Source organism: Kitasatospora sp. NBC_00315 (assembly GCF_041435095.1).
Lineage (GTDB): Bacteria > Actinomycetota > Actinomycetes > Streptomycetales > Streptomycetaceae > Kitasatospora.
Genome location: NZ_CP108025.1, coordinates 5,866,925 through 5,884,402, shown reverse-complemented (window position 1 = coordinate 5,884,402; position 17,478 = coordinate 5,866,925). Strand labels below are relative to the sequence as shown.

Genomic DNA, 17,478 nt, shown 5'->3' with positions numbered 1-17,478 from the left:
GATACCCTTAACCCCGTAAGATTTCAGAGCTAAACTCTAAGCATCGGAAGTCTCTCTCGTCAAAGGCTTAAACAGTGCACCCGTCGCGTGCGACACTGGACCCCATGAGCGCACGCAAGCCCGAGCCGCCCGCCACCGGCGAGCTGGGGATCTCCGAGCAGGTGGCCCTCTACCAGCGGGAGTTCCCTCTGGTGGACCCCCAGGTCGAGACGATCGTCCAGACCCTGTCCCGGGTCGCCCGGCGGATGAGCGTGGCCTACACCCGGCAGTTGACTGTGCTCGGAATCACCTCGGCCGACTGGGAGGTGCTCAAGGCCCTGGTGATCGCCGGCAGCCCCTACCAGCTCGGCCCGGGCGACCTGGCCAAGCGGCTCGGCCTCACCCCGGCCGCGATGACGCACCGGATCGACCGGATGGTGACGGAGGGCCTGGTCACCCGTGAGCGCGACGAGGCCAACCGGGTGCGGGTGATCATCGAACTGACCGAGAACGGCCGCGACAAGTGGCTGGAGTCGATGCGGATGGCCGCGGTCTTCGAGGAGGAGCTCCTCCAGGACGTGGTCGGCGACGAGCGCGCGGCGCTCTCCGGCATGCTCGGCCGGATGCTGCGCCGGATCGAGGAGAGCCAGCCCGACGCGCTGGGCCGCACCGACGACCTGGACTGACCCGGGCGTCCCGGACCGACCCGGGCGTCCCGGACGACGGCGCGGTCCTGCGGCGGCCGCGACAGCGCCCGCGAGCGCCCGCCACGCGCCGCCGCCCGGGCCCGGACAGCCCTCCGGCCCGCCGGGAGACTCCCAGCGGGCCGGATTCGTGGACGGCCGTGGCGGCCCGTCCGGGTTCAGCGATGTGGTGCGGGGTCCGTCGTCAACGGCCCCTCACCCGGTTACCCGACGTCAGCAGGCGCCGTTGTCGGTCCAGACGCCCCACTGACCGCTGAGCGACGGGTCCTCGTTCGTGGTCCACCACTTGTTGGTGTAGTAGTGGCCCTTCCAGGAGACCTTGGTGGAGGTCGCGTAGACGGCGGCGGCGCTCCAGCTCGGCGCGGTGCAGGCGCCCGAGGTGGCCGTGGCGGTCGGGGAGGCCGTCGCGGTCGGGGAGGCCGTGGCCGTCGGGGAGGCGGTCGCGGTCGGGGAGGCGGTCGCCGTCGGGCTGGCGGTCGCCGTGGCCGACGGGGACGGGGCGGCCGGGCAGCTGGCGGCGGAGCCGTTGGTGGCCGTCACCATCTTGTCGAACAGCGCGGTCTGGGTGCCCAGGTCGTAGAGCGAGAAGGCGAAGGAGCCGCCGAGGCCGTTGCAGTGCGCGTAGTCGAGCTTGGCCTGGATGGACTGCGCGTTCTCACCGCTCCAGAAGGTGGTGCCGTCGTAGAAGTACGAGGTCTTGGCGGTGTCGTCCCAGTAGGTGTACGCCGGGTTGTCGACGAAGCCGTTCAGCTCCTTGTACATCCGGATGCCGTTGACGTTGCCGGACATGGCAGCGCCGGTGGCCGGGCCGGTCGCGCTCTGGAACAGGCCGTGGTTGGCACCGGCGGGCACGCCGGTCCAGCCGCGGTAGTAGAACGGGACACCCATGTTGATCTTCTTGGCGGGGAAGCCGCCCGGAATCCCGTACTGCGGGTCACCGACGGTCCACGCCTTGATGGCCTCGTCGATCGAGTACTTGGAGGTACCCGGCGTGACCGGCGTCATCGGGTCGTTCGGGCCCGAGTAGAGCGGGGCCTGGTGGTTGGTGGGACCGGTCGCGTCCCACGCACCGTGCATGTCGTACGTCATGACGTCCAGGAAGGTCAGGTACTGACCGATCTTGTCCGTCTCGACGTTCTTGATCTTGTCCTGGCCGGCACCGACCGCCGCGGCGAGCGAGTAGGTCTTGCCGTCCACCTTGCCCTGGGCGTCGAGCTGCGAGCGCAGCTCGCCGAGCAGGGCGGTGAAGTTCTGCTTGTCGTTCGGGGAGGCGTGGTTGCCGGTGTGGCCGCCGCCGCCCGGGTACTCCCAGTCGATGTCGATGCCGTCGAAGATGCCGGCCGCCGAACCGGGGCCGCCGAAGCCGGCGTCCACGGGCAGGTTGCCCTTGATGAACATGTCGATGCAGGACGACACGAAGGTCTTGCGGCTGGCGTCGCTGGCGGCGACGTCGGAGAAGTACTTCGAGTAGGTCCAGCCGCCGATGGACAGCAGCACCTTGAGGTTCGGGTTCTTCGCCTTCAGCTTCTTGAGCTGGTTGAAGTTGCCCGTGATCGGCTGGTTCCAGGTGTCGGCGACGCCGTCCACGCTGGTGTCGGCGCCGAAGGACTTCTGGTAGTCGGCGAACGCGTCCGCCGCACCGTCACCCGCGTTGGGGTTGTTGTCGTCCTGCGAGGCGGCCTTGGTGGCCTCGAAACACTTGAGACCCGTCGGGTCGATGTTCGCGAAGTCGTAGATCAGGTAGTCCAGCTTCCCGGCGATGCCGGTGTCCTGGATGGTCTTCGGGTAGTAGGCGTTGCCGTACACCGACCACTGGTCGAAGTAGGCGACCTTGATGCCGCCCGCGGTCGCCGCGGCGCCCGTGGTGTTGGTGGCGGCCGCGTTGGCGGTGCCGCCGGCGGTGAGCGCGAGGCCCGCGCCGAGCAGCAGGGAGGCGGCGGTGCCGGCCGCGAGAGCGACGAGGCTCTTCGGCCGCCGCCTGCGAACCGGCTCCTGGGCCGGAGTGACAGAGCGAAGCATGGGTGCGTGACTCCAGGTTGTGGGGGCTCCGCCATGCCCCCGGAGGCCCGCGCGGGGTGGGGCCGCACGACCAGGGACATGACAGAAAGGACGCTAGCTGGGGCATGCCTTGACGGACGCCGGGGTATGCCGAACCGGCGCCAGAGGTCTGGACCTCTGACGCCGGCTCAGGGGCTCCCTGCACCTGGGAATTAAAATGGACTAGACCAACTCACCCGTCAAGACCCCCGGTTGGCCCTTGAGCCGCCCTTAAGGTTCCCGCTCCCGCCACACCCCGTCTGACCTGCTGGTCGACGCCGGGGGCACCGCAGAACAGGTCGATCTCCGTGCGGCCGCTGCCGACCGGAACCGGCGCCCCCGGCCCGAGCCGGCCGACCCGGCTGCCGGTGAGCGCGTACACGCGGGAGCCGGGTCAAGTGCGCCGACGTGCACCACCGGGCGCCGGCCCTCGGCCTTCTCCACCCGCCGGGAGCCCGGAGGGGCCGCCCCGGGAGGCCCGGCGTCCGGCGTCGCGGACGGCCCGGCCGCCTGCCCGTCCCCATGCCCCGTTCCCCGGCTGCCCGACGGCCCCGGACGGCCCCGGACGGCCCCGGACGTCAGTAGCGGACGGCCCGGATCACCGCCGCCAGGACGCCGCCGCTCAGGTTGCGGTTGCTGCGCACGGTGGCCTGCGTGCTCTGGCCGGCGGCCACCTCGGGGACGTTGACCACGGCGGCGTCCAGGACGTTCCCGGACTCGTCGGTGAAGTTGACCTGGACGGTGTACTTGCCCGACTGCGAGGCGTGGTCGGTGACGGTCAGGGTCGCCTGCGCCTTGCCGTCCGCCTCGATGGTGACCGGACCGACGGCCACGTCGTCCTTGGCGTCCAGGCCGCCCTTGACGCTCGCGATCGCGGAGGAGGCGGCCGCCTCGGCGGAAGCGGCCGCCGAGCCGAGCTGACCGGCGCCCGAGGCCACCGCGGAGGAGGCGGCGGACGCGGCGGCCGAGATCGCGGACTGCGCCACGGAGGCCACCGAGGACACCGTCGAACTCGCCGTCCCGCTCGACGAACAGCCCACCAGCGCCGTCGCGCCGATCGCTGCGGCGGCCACGGCCGCGACGGCGACCACCCGGGTCCGGCGGACCACCGGAGCGGCGGTGTCGTGTGCGGTCCGGCGGGGCTGCTGACGTTCCATCGTGTTCTCCTTCTTCGCCGGGCGCCCCTGGTGGGCCGTGCCCGATCGCTTCCCGGCTCGGTGCGGCCGACCTCCGGGCGCCGGGCGGCCCGCGGGCGGGAGTGGTGGCGCCGGGTGGTCGCTGCCAGGCCGGCGGGACGGGGGCTCAGGAGAGGCCCGCGCCCTCCTCGCCCGTCGCGTCCATCGCCGCGCGCTCCTCGCGCAGCCGGACCACGTGCCGTCGGCGGGCCACCACCGAGTAGGCCGAGACGGCGCTCGCGGTGAACGCGAGCAGGCCGATCCAGGGCCGGTCGACCCGATGGCCCAGGGCGTGGTCCAGCGAGTAGCGCCCGGCACCGGAGAGTCCGAGCGAGAGGCCGGCCGCGCCGAGCAGCGCCGGGTACTCGAAGCCGCCGGCCGTGCTGAAGAACCCGGCCGGGGCGTGCACCGCGACGGCGCCCGCCATGGTGCCGGCCACGATCGACCCGGCCGCCGGGGTCGCCAGGCCGGCCATCAGCATCGCCCCGCCACCCGCCTCCCCCAGGCCCGCGGCGATCGCGCTCTGCCGGGCCGGGTGGAAACCCATGTGTTCCATGCCCTGCGTGGTGCCCTCCAGGCCGCCGCCGCCGAACCACCCGAACAGCTTCTGGGTGCCGTGGGCGACGAGCACCCCGCCCACCGCCGTCCGCAGGGCGAGCAGGCCGAGATCCTTGCGATTCAGACAGGTCATGTCGGGCCTCTGTTTCGTACGGCTGATGCTCCTGCCTTCCATCCCAGCCCATCCGGCCCGCCGGCTCGACCCGGCGCCGCCATCCGGGCGAAGATCGGGCCGCGAGCCGCACCCGTCGGGAGCGGCCGGGCCCAGGGAGCCGCGATGACACGGACACCGGAACGGAAACCGCCCGAGTACCAGCTGCGCGGCGCCGACGTCACGGACCGGGCCGGCTGCTACGCCGCCATCGGCGCGGCCCTCAACGGCCCCGGCGGCTACTACGGCGCCAATCTGGACGCGCTCGCCGACTGCCTGCGCGGCGGCTTCGGCCCGGCGGCGCCGTTCACCCTGGTCTGGCACGACGCGGCGGTCGCGCGCCGGTGGCTGACCAGCCGGCTGGAGGTCGCCGGACGCGACCTGAGCTACTACGAGGCGGTGCTCGACACGCTGCGCGCGGGCGGCGTGACCGTCGTGGAGCGGTAAGGCTTGGGGCATGTACGTCTTCGATCTCAGCAGCGCGTTCATCGCGTTCTTCGCGGTGGTCGGCCCGCCCAAGGTCCTGCTGGCCTTCGCCCAGCTCGGCGCCGGACGTGACGCGGGCTACCTGCGCCGCCTCGCGTTGTGGAGCGCGCTGGTGGCGGCGGTGGTCGGCGGGGTGATGTCGTTCACCGCCGACTTCGTCACCACGCTCTTCCACGTCAGCGACCAGTCGCTGCAGCTGGCCGGCGGGGCGATCTTCTTCATCTACGCGGTGGCCCTGGTGCTCGGCGTCCACCTGGGCGGCGGCGCGGACGACGACGCACACCTGGCCAACCCGATGGTCGACGGCATCCGCGCGCTGCTGCTGCCGTACATCGCCAGCCCGCTCGCGATGACCGGTGTGCTGATCGGCTCGCTGAGCAAGGACACCTGGGCCTGGCACAGCACCGTGGCCGCCGCGTACGTCGCGGTGGTGGCGATCAACTGCGTCTGTGTGCTGGTGCTGGCCCCGCTGCTCCAGCGCAGCCGGCGGACCTCGTTGGAGCTGGTCTCCCGGCTGCTCGGGCTGCTGCTGGCGGCCGTCGGCGTCGAACTCTTCCTGAACGGCCTGGCCGGGCTGGGCGCGCACCTGGCGGGCGGCCACTAGGCGGCGGGGACGGCGGGCGGCGAGCGGCGCGCGGCGCCGGCCGGGTCAGTCGGCCGGGTCAGCCGGCGGGTCGCAGGAAGACCTCGTCCGCGTAGCACCAGGCCCAGTCCTCGCCGCGCTCCGCCGACCGGGCCAGGTCATGGCCGGGCAGGGTGTGGGCGTGCGCGTGGGCGTGCTTCCCGGGCGAGCTGTCGCAGCAGCCGAGGTGCCCGCAGACCAGGCACTCGCGCAGGTGCACCCAGCGGCCACCCGCCCGCAGGCACTCCTCGCAGCCGCGCACGGCGCGGGGGGTGAACTCCCCCGGCTCGTCGAGATGGGCGCATTCGGCCTGGACGGCGGCGCCCCGGTCCGGGGCGACCTGCCAACCGTGGTGCTCGCTCATGCCGTCCACGATACGCAGGGCGCTCCGGCCGGGCCTGGTTGGGCCCGTGCTCGGGCCCGCGGCTCAGGCCGTGGTCAGGCGGGTGAGCACCTCGGCGATCCGGGCGCGGGCGGCCGGATCGGTGAGCAGGCCGTCCGGGCCGACCGAGCCGGGGCCGACCGGGACGCGGACGCAGGCCCGCTCCCGGACGACGGCGCCGGTGTAGCCGAGCACCAGCCGCAGGGTGGCCTCGGCGCCCTGGCCCCGGCCGGGGTTGGCGGCGTTGATCCAGGCCGCCGGCTTGTCCGAGATCTCGGTGCCGCCGACCGTCCAGTCCAGCAGGTTCTTGAACGAGCCGGGCAGCGTGCCCGCGTACTCGGGGGTGCAGACCAGGACGGCGTCGGCCACCGCCAGGGCCTCGCGCAGCGCCGCCACGGGCGCCGGCAGCGGATCGGTGTCCTCGTCCGGGTTGAAGTGCGGCAGGGCGGCCAGGCCCTCGTAGCGCGTGGTGGTGACGCCCTCGGGGGCGACCTCGACGGCGGTGCGCAGCACGGCCTCGTTGGAGGAGCCGGCGCGCAGGCTTCCGGACAGCAGCAGGACGTGACGGTTGGTCGGCATGGCCGCCAAGCTACCCGGATCGACTCAGGGCGCGACCACCGGGCGCCAGGGCACCGGGCTGGAGAGGATCATCGAGCTGGCGGGCTGGCCGTGCGCGGCGAGGCGGTCGATCAGCGCCTCGAAGTCGGCCATCGCGGGCACCGCGACCAGCAGCGCGCAGCAGGCCCCGCCGGTGACCCGGTGCAGCTGGAGCACTTCGGGCCAGTCCGCGACGCCGGGATCGCGCAGCAGGCAGCGCGGTCCGTAGCACTGCATCTGGACCAGCGCGGTGACCCGCAGGCCGGCCTTGGCGAGGTCGATGTGGGCGTGGTAGCCGCTGATCACCCCGTCGGCCTCCAGCCGGCGGACGCGTTCGGCGACGGCCGGCGCCGAGAGGCTGACCCGGCGGGAGAGCTCGTTGTAGGAGAGCCTGGCGTCGGCCTGGAGTTCGGCGAGCAGGCGGCGGTCGACGGCGTCCATGGCGGGTTCCTCGGACTGGGTGGGCGGCGGGTGGTTTACGTTCGTGAGGCCGGAGACCGGAAAGACCATTTGAATGGAAGGCGCGGCCGTCGATCCGGTGTCCGAAGCCCATTCAAGAGCGGGCCGGGGCCGCCGCACAATGGGTCCGCCCCACCGGGACGGACCGGGATGGCCGGGAGATCCGGTGCGGAGCGGGCCGTCAGGAGGTTACGAGATGGGGAACGAAGCGGTGAGCACGCCCAACCTTTCGTTCGGTCGGGCCGAGGAGCCGGGGCACGGAACCCCGTACGCCCGGTACGTCCGGCTGGAGGAGCTGCACGCCCTGCAGCACCCGCGCAGCAAGGTGCCGGCCGAGCTCTCGTTCATCATCACCACCCAGGTGATGGAGCTGCTCTTCGACCTGCTGCTGCACGAGTGGGCCCTGGCCCAGCAGGCGCTGCGCGAGGACGACCTGCCGGCGGCGCTGGCGGCCCTGCGGCGCGGGACGCACGTCCAGGACGTACTGGTCGGCTCCTGGGACCTGCTGGCGACGATGACCCCGCAGGAGTTCGGCGCGTTCCGCGAGGTGCTCGGGGAGGCGTCCGGCTTCCAGTCCTCGGCCTTCCTGCGGCTGGAGTTCCTGCTCGGCAACAAGAGCGACCACCTGCTGCGGATGTACGAGGAGGTGCCCGGGACGTACCAGGAGCTGGCGGGCGCCCTGCGGGCACCGAGCCTGTACGACGACGTGCTGGCGCTGCTCGCCCGGCGCGGTCTCGCGGTCCCCTGCGAACCCTCGGCGCAGCGCCACCGGCCGTCGCCGCAGGTGGAGGCCGGCTGGCGGCAGGTCTACCGCGATCCGGCCCTGGCCGATCTCGTGGGGCTGGGCGAGGCGCTGCTGGACACGGCCGAGCGGGTCACCCGGTGGCGGCAGCGGCACTACTCCTCGGTCAAGCGGACGATGGGAGACAAGCCGGGCACCGGCGGCTCCAGCGGCCTGAGCTGGCTGAAGCGCTCGGCCGAGCAGGACGTCTTCCCCGAGCTGTGGACGGTCAGGAACGAACTGTGACGGCGGGAGGGCCCGTACCGGCGCGAGGGCCCGCGACGGCGCGAGGGCCCGCGACGGCTGAGCGGACCGTGCCGGCGGAACGAGGGACCACGCGACGCGCGGGGACACAACGATCGACGGAAGGACATGACGTGGGGTTTCGGGCCGTGATCACCCGTGCCGAGTGCGAGGCGCTGGACGCGGCTGATCCGCTCGCGGCGCTGCGCGAGGAGTTCAGCCTGCCCGAGGGCGTGATCTACCTGGACGGCAACTCGCTCGGCGCGCTGCCGGTGCGCACCCCCGAGCGGGTACGCCGGACCGTCGAGGCCGAGTGGGGCAAGGAGCTGATCCGCAGCTGGAACGAGGCCGGCTGGTTCGAGCAGCCGTACCGGCTCGGCGGGCGGATCGCACCGCTGGTCGGGGCCTCGGCCGGGGAGGTGGTGGTGTGCGACACCACCTCGGTCAACCTGTTCAAGGTGCTGTCGGCGGCCCTGCGGCTGCGGCCGGGACGGCGGACGGTGCTGGGCGACGGCGCGGCCTTCCCGACCGACCTGTACATCGCCGAGGGCGTGACCGGTCTGTTCGAGGGGGCCCGCAGCGTCCTGCTGTCCTCCGCCGAGGAGCTGGAGGCCCGGCTCGACGACGACGTCGCGGCCGTGGTGCTCTCCCATGTCGACTACCGCACCGGCGAGTTGCTGGACATGGCCGCGATCACCGCGCGGGTGCGGGCGGCCGGCGCGCTGATGATCTGGGACGTCTGCCACTCGGCGGGTGCGCTGCCGGTGGAACTGAACTCCTGCGGTGCGGACTTCGCGGTCGGCTGCACCTACAAGTACCTGAACGGCGGCCCTGGTTCACCCGCGTTCCTGTACGTGGCCGAGCGGCACCAGGATGCCGCCGTGCAGCCGCTGAGCGGCTGGTTCGGCCATGCCCGGCCGTTCGCGTTCGAGGCCGGCTACGAACCGACCGGCGGGATCGGGCGGTTCCTCACCAGCTCGCCCTCGCTGCTCGGCCAGGCCGCGCTGGAAGCGAGCCTGGACGTCTGGGAGCCGGTCGACCTGCGGGCCGTCCGAGCGAAGAGCCTGGCGCTGACCGACCTGTTCATCGCGCTGGTCGAGCCGCTGGACGTGGAGGTGGTCACGCCGCGCGAGCACGCCCGCCGGGGCAGCCAGGTCGCACTGCGGCACCCCGACGGGTACCCGGTGGTGCAGGCGCTGATCGAGCGCGGGGTGATCGGCGACTTCCGGGCACCCGATCTGATGCGCTTCGGCTTCACCCCGCTCTACCTGTCGTACGCGGAGGTCTGGGAGGCGGCGCGGCATCTGGCGGAGGTCCTGGAGTCCGGCGAGTGGCGGGCCGAGCGGTTCGGGCGGCGCGGGGCGGTGACGTAGCACCCGCGCCGGGCGCGGTCTTGCCGTCGCCCACGGCAAGCATCAACCTGGTCGCATGGCAAGGACGTCGGCGGGCCACCAGACCCGCGAGAAGCTGCTGCGCGCCGCCGAGCAGTTGTTCGCCACCCGCGGTGTCGAAGCGGCCCTGACCAGGGACATCACCCGGCTCGCCGGACAGGGCAACCCCTCCGCCGTGCAGTACCACTTCGGCTCCCGCGAGGGCCTGCTCGACGCGATCATGGCCGGCAGCCGCGACCGCACCGAGCGGGCCCTCGCGCCGTGGCTGCCCGGGCTCGACGGGGCCGCGCTGCCGGAGCTGCTCGGCGCGCTGATCACCGCCGAGGCGACCGAACTGCGGACCGGTCGCGGTCGCCACTGCCTGCGGATCTCCGCCCAGCTCGGCCACGCGGGCGGAGTACGCCCCGGGAGCCCGTGGCCGCCCCAGGCCGGCGGCGGCCACCGGGCGGTGATCCGACTGGTCGAGAACCGGATCCTGAATCTGCCCGAACCGATCCGCCTGGAGCGGATCGACCACGTCCTGACGCTGGTGTGCGCCGCACTGGCCGGGCGGGCGCAGCAGTACCTCTCCGACACCGTGCCGCTGACCGACGAGGAGACGTTCCTTGCCGACCTGACGGTCGTCTCCGCCGCCATGCTCGCCGCCCCGGCCCCGGCGACGGCCCTTTCGAGCTGCCGCCGTTGACCGCCCCGCCGCCCCCCTCGTGACGGTGGCGACGCCCCCGGGACGGGCCACGATCCGACCCGCCGCCCGCACGTCCCCGCCGACACCGACACCGACACCGATCAGTGGCCGGACGAGCGAGGAGGCCGTCCGGGGCCCGTGGGCCCCGGACGGCCTCCTACTGCGGCGTCAGCCGGTCAACGGCGCATCAGCCGTGGCGGATCAGCTGTGGCGTCCACGACGGCGGACGACCATCACGACCAGGCCGCCACCCGCCAGCAGCGCGGCCGCCGCCAGGCCCAGCACGACCGGGCTCCCACTGCCACCGGTGGAGGGCAGCGACGGGCTGGGGCTCACCCCCGGGCTGTGCGAGTGGGAGTGACTCGGACTGGGGCTGGCACTCGCACTCGCACTCGCACTCGCACTCGGCGACGGTGTCACCGACGGGGAGTGACTCGGGCTCGGGCTGTAGCTGTGACTCGGACTGGGGCTGGCACTCGGCGAGGGTGTCACCGACGGGGAGTGACTCGGGCTCGGGCTGTAGCTGTGACTCGGACTGGGGCGCGGGGAGTACGAGTGACTGGGCGACGGAGAGGGAGAGGGCGAAGGACTCGGCGACGGACTCGGGCTCGGCGACGGGGACGGGGACGGGCTCGGGCTCGGCGAAGGGCTTGGGCTCGGCGACGGGCTCGGGCTCGGCGACGGGGACGGGGACGGGCTCGGCGACGGCGACGGACTCGGGCTCGGCGACGGGGACGGGGACGGGCTCGGCGACGGCGAAGGGGACGGACTCGGGCTCGGCGACGGCGACGGGGACGGGGACGGGGACGGGCTCGGCGACGGCGAAGGCGAAGGCGACGGACTCGGGCTCGGACTCGGCGAAGGCGAAGGACTCGGCGAAGGCGAAGGACTCGCGCACTCCGGCAGGTCGCCGTCGAACGGGTACGCGTGGATCTCCGTCCCGGAGGTGCCCGTCAGCTCCAGGTTCCCGGCGAGGTACACACGGCCGTTGATCCCGGGTTGGGCGAGCGTCATGGTGTTCGCGGGGTTGCCCGCCATGACCGACCCCTGGAACTGCGCGCCGCCCTTGATGGTCGAGGTGGTGGCGGTCGGGAAGTTCCACATCAGTCGGGGCCGCAGGTCGGCGGTCTGCGTCCCGTCGAAGCCGGTGTTGGTGTTGATCACCGCTCCCTCGGACAGCATGTTGACGATCACGGTGGCGCCGGCGGGAATGCCGGCGAAGACCATGTCCACCGGGCCGCCGCTCGGACTGGTCAGGTCCCCGGTGACGTTGAAGACCTGCCTCGCGCTCGTACCGTCACCGGTGAAGGTGACGTCGAAGGAGGTCAGCGTCACCGTCCCGGTCGCCGCCGCCTTGCCGGTGCAGCTCGACGCGGTCTCGATCTGGTCGAGTACGTCGAGGTAGGGATCGGCGGCGTTCGGGTCGTGGATCGCCGTGCCGGTCGGCGTGATGCTGGTCGTGCCGGTCAGCGTTCCGGCGTACCTGAGATCGCCGAACGCGGCGCCCTTGGAGTCGACGCCGCCCACGAAGAGGGTGTTGCCGGTCTTGACGTCGACGTTGCCGCCGACGGTGACGAAGTCCGTGCCGTCCGGCGGGACGACCCGCGAGCCGACGCCGGCCACGGCGGTGTTGAAGGAGCCGCCGCCGTCCTTGTCCACGGTGAAGTCGCCCAGCGTGACGATCTTGCCCTCGGCCTCGGCGGCTCGCTGGGAGGCCCGGAAGTAGCCGCCCGTGAAGATGTTGACGGTGGCGTCGCGCCCGGCGAAGTCGCCGTTGTTGACCGGCGGGAAGGTGTCGGGACAGGCCGGGCCGCTGCACGGACCCAGCGGTGGTGCGAGGGGCGCGGCGGTGCCGATGCTGAGCAGGGCCGTCATGGGAGCGAGGGTGAGCCCGGCGATCAGAGCCACTCTGACCAGTCGTCGCTGCCGGCCCGGCGGGGCCTCGGCCGCCGGACCCGCCGGCTCGACCGGCTCGGTGGTGCCGACCTCTGAAGTCATGGACTGCCCCTTACGCGCACGGGAGCGGGCCACCCCCCATCAGCCACCGCTCATCTGATGATGTGTCCATCCAAGCCCGGGTGTCGGAGAGGTTCCCGGCGCCACGCCGCCCGGTTTGCCCGAAGATCACGTGGTTCGTCCGACCGGCGGCGCCGCTTGTCCGATCAGGCGACGGCTCATAGGTTGGGGGCGGCGATCGAAGGGGGAGCACGGTGAGCCGGCGCGACGCGTACGAGGGGGACGGCCCACTGGTGGTGGCGTCGGCCAGTGGCGAGGTCCTGCGGCACCCGGAGGCGGGCGGGCACCTGCTCACCGCGCTGGAGCAACGCCGGGCCTCCCGATTCCACCATGAATCCGGACGGATCGACTTCACTGCCGCACACATCCTGGTGCGACTCTGCGCCGCCCGCCTGCTCGGCATCCCCGCGGCCGGACTGACGCTGGCCCAGCACTGCCCCGGCTGCGGCACCGACGAACACGGCAAGCCGTACCTGATCGGCCTGCCGGACGTGCACGTCAGCCTCTCCCACACCCGGGGTGTGGTCGCCGCGGCCGCCGGGTGGCAGCCGGTGGGCATCGACGTGGAACTGCCCCAGCGGGGCGGCCCGGCCGTCGGGGTCGCCGAGCGGGTCCTCACCGAGGGCGAACTGCACCAGGTACGGGCTCAGGCCGACCCGTCCCGGGCGTTCCTCCGGCAGTGGGTCCGCAAGGAGGCGATGATCAAGATCGGTCGGGCCACCCTGGACACCCTCGACCGGCTCGACCTCTCCGCCCTGCCGCCGGACGTCGAGGGGGACGCCCCCCTGCGCAGCCGGCACGAGGACCTGCACGTTCTCGACTGGCGGGACGCGCCCCACCTGCCGGACCACCGGGACGGGCCCGGGCGGAGCGCGCCGCAGGACCGGGCCGGGCGGGCGGTCGAGGCCGGGGCGTCGGTCTGCGCCGTGAGCACCCGGCCGCCCGTCCCGGCCCACGCGGCGGTGTTCGCCGGGTAGCGGCGGCCCGGCCGCCACCCGGCCGGGGGGCGCCACGGGGGCGATGTTAGCGTGCGGGGGGCTTCGCTCCGGTGGACGCCCCACCGCACTGTCCGCCCCCGCACAAAAGGTCCTCCCCCATGGCGAAGTTCCTCCTGAGCCTGCACGTCCTCGTCTCGGTGCTGTTCATCGGCCCGGTCGCGGTGGCGGTCAGCATGTTCCCGGCCCGGGCCCGCGCCGCGCTCGCCGGCGGGCCCGACCTCGCCTCGGAGACCGGCTCGGTGCGCGTCCTGCACCGGATCACCCAGGTCTACGCGATGCTCGGTCTGGCCGTCCCCGTCCTCGGTATCGGGCTGGCGCAGGTCATGGGCGTCCTCGGTCAGCCCTGGCTGATCGTCTCGATGGTGCTGACCGCGCTGGCCGCGCTCTCGCTGCTGCTGTTCGTGCTGCCGGCCCAGCAGGCCGCCGTGGACGCCCTCGGCCCGGCCGCGGCGGCCGAGGGAGCGCCGGCGGTCGAGGGAGCGCCTGTGGCCGTGGCCGGAACGGCGGACGGCGCGGGTGACCAGGAGCGCGCCAGGGCGGTGCAGGGCCTGCGCCTGCTGCCGATGACGGCCGGCGTGTTCAACCTGCTGTGGGCCGTGGTGGTCGTACTGATGGTGATCCGCCCGGGTTCCAGCACCGGGGTCTGACGCGGCGTCCGCCCACGGCGGCGCCCGACACGTGATGAGCCGCCCGCTGCCGGGCGATCCGGCCCCCCGTAGCCGGACCGTCCGGCAGCGGGCGGCTCATCACCTGCACGATCCTGCCGGGCGCCACCAACGGACCACTAACATGGCACCAACAGGTCCTTCGGCGGCGAGTTGACGGGCGACCAGCACCGGCCCCGGGGGGAGTTGTCAGATGCGATTCGGCCTGCTCGGCCCACTGACCGTGCTCGACGACGCGGGCGAGGTCCGCGCCGTCGGAGCGCTCAAGAGCAGGGTGCTGCTGACCGCACTGCTGCTCCGGCCCGGCCGCCCGGTGCCGCTCGACGCCCTCCGGCAGGCGCTGTGGGGCGACCGTCCACCCGCCACCGCCACCGCCTCGCTGCACAACCATGTCGCCAGGCTGCGCCGGGCCCTCGCCGAGGGCGGCGCGGCGCGGCTGCTCGCGGTGCCGCAGGGGTTCCTGTTGCAGGTAGCCGAGGGCGAACTGGACACCGACCTGTTCGCCGCCGGGCTCACGGCCGCCCGCACGGCGCACCAGCAGCGGGACTGGGCCACCGTCGCCCGGGAGACCGCCGCCGCCCTGCAGCTCTGGCGCGGGCGCCCGCTCGCCGACGTCCCGGACTTCGCCGACCACCCGATCGTGGAACGGCTGGTCGACCAGCGCCTGCAACTGCTGGAGTGGCGCTTCGACGCGGAGCTCCAGCTCGGCCGCCACCAGTACCTGGCGGCCGAGCTCGGCTCGCTGACCCGCGAGCACCCGTACCGGGAGGCCTTCCACCGGCAGCTGATGCTCGCCCTGCACCGGACCAACCGGCAGGCCGAGGCGCTCGCCGTGTTCCACGCGCTGCGCCGCGCCCTGGTCGACGAGCTCGGGGTCGAACCGGGCCGCGCCGTCCAGGAGGCCCACCGGGAGATCCTGCGCGATCCCGTTCCGGTCGGACCCGAGGAGGAGCCGCCAAAGCCCCCGGCCGTCGCGGCCCGGCCCAGACCGGCGCAGCTCCCCGTCCCACCCGCCCACTTCGTCGGACGGGCCGAGCAGATCGGTGCCGTCCGGGCGGCCCTGACGGCGGCGGGCGGCCAGCCGGCCGTCGTGGTGGTCAGCGGCATGGCCGGCGTCGGCAAGACCGGGCTCGCCCTGCACGTCTCCCGCTCGCTGCGCGAGGGGTTCCCCGACGGGCAGCTCTTCCTGAACCTGCACGGCGCGACCCCGGGCATGGCGCCGCTCGGCCCGATCCAGGCGCTCGGCGCGCTGCTGCGCGGTCTCGGGGTCGAGCCCCGGCTGATCCCGGCCGACGCCGACGGCGCCTCCGCCCTGCTGCGCTCCACCCTGGACGCCACCCGCACCCTGATCGTGCTCGACGACGCCGCCTCCGCCGCCCAGGTGCGGCCGCTGCTGCCGGCCGAGCCCGGGTGCGCGGTACTGGTGACCAGCAGGCCGCCGCTGGCCGCGCTGGACGGCGCGGTGTCCGTCCCGCTCGCGCCGCTCACCGCCGACGAGAGCACCGCCCTGATCGCCAGTGCGTCCGGCCGCGGCCCGGCCCGGGGCGACGAGGCGGCGGTGCGGCGCCTGGTCGAGCTCTGCGGCCAGCTGCCGCTCGCCCTGCGGGTGGTCGCCGCCCGGCTGGCCGTCCGCCGGGCGTTGAGCGCGCAGTCCCTGGTGGAACTGCTCACGGACCAGGAGCGCCGGCTCGACCAGCTGGAGTACGACGACCTGAGCGTGCGCCGCTCGCTGGCCGTCGCCCACGACGCGCTGCTCACCTCCGAGCGCGGCGACGACCGCGACGCCGCCCTCGCCCTGCGCCGGATCGGCGCCGTCGACCTCGCCGAGTACGGGGTGCCCCTGCTGGCCCGGCTGATGGACACCGGCGAGGCCAGGGCGGCGGCCGCGCTGGACCGGCTGGTGGACGTCGCGCTGCTGGAGGAGACCGACTTCGGCCACTACGCGCCGCACGACCTGGTCCGCGACTTCGCCCGCGAGCTGGCCGTCCGCCTCGGCGACGGCGACGATCTGGAGAGGTCCGCCGACCGGGCGCTGCGCTGGTACACGGCGACCGCCGGGGAGACCGTGCTGGCGATCCTCGGCCCGTGGGGGGAGCGCGCGCGCCGGCTGCCCGAGCCGCTCGGCGAGGCGGAGCCGTTCGCCGACGGGCCGGCGGCCTTCGCCTGGTGCGACCGGGAGCTCGGCAACATCGGCGCGCTCGCCACCACCTACGGCCGGCAGCCCGCCCATCACCGCACGGTGGCGGCGATGGTCCAGGCGCTCTTCCCCTACCTCCAGCGGCGGGGCCGGATCGAGGCGCTGCGCCGGCTCAACGAGATCGCGCTGGCGGCCGCCCACGACTTCGGCGACGAACCGGGCCGGGCGCAGGCGCTCAGCGACCTCGCGGCCGCGCACTACATGGCCGGCCGGTTCGAGACCGCACTGGACCTGAACGAGCGGGCGATCGCGATCTGGCGCACGCTCGGGGACGACGACCGGGTGCAGCCGGCCCTGGGCAACCGCGGGCTGCTGCTGCAGGATCTCGGGCGGATCGAGGAGGCCATCGCCGTGCTCGACGAGTGCCTGCTGATCGCCCGCAGCCGCGGGGCCGACCGCGAGGAGGCGATCGCCCTGAGCACCCTGGGCAACCTGCACGAGGGGGCCGACCCCCGGCTGGCGATCCGGTGCCACTCGCTGAGCCTGGAGATCGGCGAACGGCTCGGCGACCGCCTCGTGCACCAGGCGGCGCGCACCAACATCGGGTACGCCCACCTCACCCTGGGCGAACCCGCTCAGGCGCTCCCCCACTTCGAGACCTGCGTGCGCCTGATGTCGGGGATGGACGACTGGCACCACGAGGTGCAGGCCCGGCTCGGCCTGGTGCGCTCGCTGCACGGGTTGCACCGCGACGAGGAGGCCGAACGCGAGTGCCGGACCGTGCTCGCGATGGCCGACGAGCGCTCCGACACCTACGCGCAGGGCCTCGCCCACCACGTCCACGGGCTGATCCTGCGCGCCCGCGGGCTCGGCGAGGAGGCCGCGGCGCACTGGCGGGAGGCCCTGCGAGCGCTCGTCGGCACCGACTCGCCGCTGGTCGGCGAGATCGAGGAGCTGCTCGCGGCCCCGGCCGCCGCGCTCCGTCTGCCGGCCGTGGCCGGGCAGCCGCCCACCGACGGCCGGCCCGTGGACACGGTGCCCGCCGCGCGCTCAGGATCGCCGGGCTCGCCCCGCATGGACCGGGCCGGCGCCGAATGCTGACAGCACGACACCCGCGCGCTTGACCGCGCGGCCGACGATCGCGGTCTCCGCGCGGGCCGCCCCGAGCGGACCGAGCGTGTCGGTGGTGAACCGGTACAGCCCGCCGGGGTCGGGACAGCAGACGGTGGCCGGCAGACCGGTCGGTCGGCCCGCCGGTCGCGAGCAGTCGGCGCTCCCGGCCGAGGTCCTGGCGGTGCGCGACCTCGGCCCGACCGCACTGCAGGTCGCCTGCGTCGGCTCCGGCCGCCTCGGGCTGTTCCGGGAGTACGGACCGGACGCGGGCGACCCCCCGCCGGGGGCGCTGATCGCGA

16 protein-coding genes are annotated in these 17,478 nt (G+C 73.9%); 9 read left to right on the top strand and 7 right to left on the bottom strand.

All coding sequences use genetic code 11. The annotated features are described in order from the left end of the window. The first annotated feature begins 104 nt into the window (after nucleotides 1-104). Nucleotides 105-665: a MarR family winged helix-turn-helix transcriptional regulator gene (locus tag OG823_RS24435; RefSeq protein WP_371481860.1), complete on the top strand. Its 561-nt coding sequence runs from the start codon at nucleotides 105-107 to the stop codon at nucleotides 663-665. A 231-nt stretch (nucleotides 666-896) separates the two neighbouring features. Here OG823_RS24435 and OG823_RS24430 read toward each other — a convergent pair whose 3' ends face one another. The 3 genes from OG823_RS24430 to OG823_RS24420 all read right to left on the bottom strand — a co-directional run bounded on the left by OG823_RS24430 (nucleotide 897) and on the right by OG823_RS24420 (nucleotide 4,586). Next, nucleotides 897-2,702, bottom strand: coding sequence for a glycosyl hydrolase family 18 protein (locus OG823_RS24430; RefSeq protein WP_371481858.1), 1,806 nt, complete (start codon nucleotides 2,700-2,702; stop codon nucleotides 897-899). Between the two features lie 596 nt (nucleotides 2,703-3,298). Next, on the bottom strand, nucleotides 3,299-3,877 hold the full coding sequence (locus tag OG823_RS24425) for a hypothetical protein (RefSeq protein ID WP_371481856.1): 579 nt from the start codon (nucleotides 3,875-3,877) through the stop codon (nucleotides 3,299-3,301). Nucleotides 3,878-4,022: 145 nt separating this feature from the next. Further along, nucleotides 4,023-4,586 (bottom strand): DoxX family protein, encoded by a 564-nt coding sequence (locus OG823_RS24420; RefSeq protein ID WP_371481855.1) that lies wholly within the window; start codon nucleotides 4,584-4,586, stop codon nucleotides 4,023-4,025. A gap of 144 nt (nucleotides 4,587-4,730) precedes the next feature. Between OG823_RS24420 and OG823_RS24415 the strand changes: the two genes are divergently transcribed. Both OG823_RS24415 and OG823_RS24410 read left to right on the top strand, forming a co-directional pair. After that, a complete protein-coding gene (locus tag OG823_RS24415) occupies nucleotides 4,731-5,051 on the top strand; it encodes a barstar family protein (protein ID WP_371481853.1) in 321 nt (106 codons plus the stop codon). A 10-nt stretch (nucleotides 5,052-5,061) separates the two neighbouring features. Beyond that, a complete protein-coding gene (locus OG823_RS24410) occupies nucleotides 5,062-5,694 on the top strand; it encodes a MarC family protein (protein ID WP_371481851.1) in 633 nt (210 codons plus the stop codon). Between the two features lie 58 nt (nucleotides 5,695-5,752). On the opposite strand, the gene OG823_RS24405 is transcribed toward OG823_RS24410, so the two are convergent. From OG823_RS24405 to OG823_RS24395, 3 genes are all read right to left on the bottom strand, one after another. Further along, nucleotides 5,753-6,076 carry a UBP-type zinc finger domain-containing protein gene (locus tag OG823_RS24405; RefSeq protein WP_371481849.1) on the bottom strand — a complete coding sequence of 108 codons (324 nt, stop codon included), beginning with the start codon at nucleotides 6,074-6,076 and terminating at the stop codon, nucleotides 5,753-5,755. Nucleotides 6,077-6,139: 63 nt separating this feature from the next. Next, the gene (locus tag OG823_RS24400; RefSeq protein WP_371481848.1) at nucleotides 6,140-6,673 is read right to left on the bottom strand and encodes an NADPH-dependent FMN reductase; all 534 of its coding nucleotides are present in this window, start codon (nucleotides 6,671-6,673) and stop codon (nucleotides 6,140-6,142) included. 24 nt (nucleotides 6,674-6,697) lie between these two features. Further along, on the bottom strand, nucleotides 6,698-7,132 hold the full coding sequence (locus OG823_RS24395; protein WP_371481847.1) for an Lrp/AsnC family transcriptional regulator: 435 nt from the start codon (nucleotides 7,130-7,132) through the stop codon (nucleotides 6,698-6,700). Between the two features lie 214 nt (nucleotides 7,133-7,346). Here OG823_RS24395 and OG823_RS24390 point away from each other — a divergent pair, with 214 nt between their 5' ends. From OG823_RS24390 to OG823_RS24380, 3 genes are all read left to right on the top strand, one after another. After that, nucleotides 7,347-8,177, top strand: coding sequence for a tryptophan 2,3-dioxygenase (locus OG823_RS24390; RefSeq protein WP_371481846.1), 831 nt, complete (start codon nucleotides 7,347-7,349; stop codon nucleotides 8,175-8,177). A gap of 131 nt (nucleotides 8,178-8,308) precedes the next feature. Beyond that, nucleotides 8,309-9,547, top strand: a complete 1,239-nt coding sequence (gene kynU / locus OG823_RS24385; protein ID WP_371481844.1) for a kynureninase — start codon at nucleotides 8,309-8,311, stop codon at nucleotides 9,545-9,547. Nucleotides 9,548-9,602: 55 nt separating this feature from the next. Further along, nucleotides 9,603-10,250 carry a TetR/AcrR family transcriptional regulator gene (locus OG823_RS24380; protein ID WP_371481843.1) on the top strand — a complete coding sequence of 216 codons (648 nt, stop codon included), beginning with the start codon at nucleotides 9,603-9,605 and terminating at the stop codon, nucleotides 10,248-10,250. A gap of 201 nt (nucleotides 10,251-10,451) precedes the next feature. Here the strand turns inward: OG823_RS24380 and OG823_RS24375 are convergent, their stop codons facing one another. Next, a complete protein-coding gene (locus OG823_RS24375; RefSeq protein WP_371481841.1) occupies nucleotides 10,452-12,248 on the bottom strand; it encodes a choice-of-anchor A family protein in 1,797 nt (598 codons plus the stop codon). 212 nt (nucleotides 12,249-12,460) lie between these two features. Between OG823_RS24375 and OG823_RS24370 the strand changes: the two genes are divergently transcribed. The 3 genes from OG823_RS24370 to OG823_RS24360 all read left to right on the top strand — a co-directional run bounded on the left by OG823_RS24370 (nucleotide 12,461) and on the right by OG823_RS24360 (nucleotide 17,167). After that, the gene (locus tag OG823_RS24370; RefSeq protein ID WP_371481840.1) at nucleotides 12,461-13,243 is read left to right on the top strand and encodes a 4'-phosphopantetheinyl transferase superfamily protein; all 783 of its coding nucleotides are present in this window, start codon (nucleotides 12,461-12,463) and stop codon (nucleotides 13,241-13,243) included. A gap of 119 nt (nucleotides 13,244-13,362) precedes the next feature. Beyond that, nucleotides 13,363-13,911 carry a hypothetical protein gene (locus OG823_RS24365; RefSeq protein WP_371481838.1) on the top strand — a complete coding sequence of 183 codons (549 nt, stop codon included), beginning with the start codon at nucleotides 13,363-13,365 and terminating at the stop codon, nucleotides 13,909-13,911. Between the two features lie 211 nt (nucleotides 13,912-14,122). Continuing rightward, entirely contained in the window at nucleotides 14,123-17,167 is a 3,045-nt protein-coding gene (locus OG823_RS24360; RefSeq protein WP_371481837.1) for a BTAD domain-containing putative transcriptional regulator, read from the top strand. The last annotated feature ends 311 nt before the right edge of the window (nucleotides 17,168-17,478 follow it).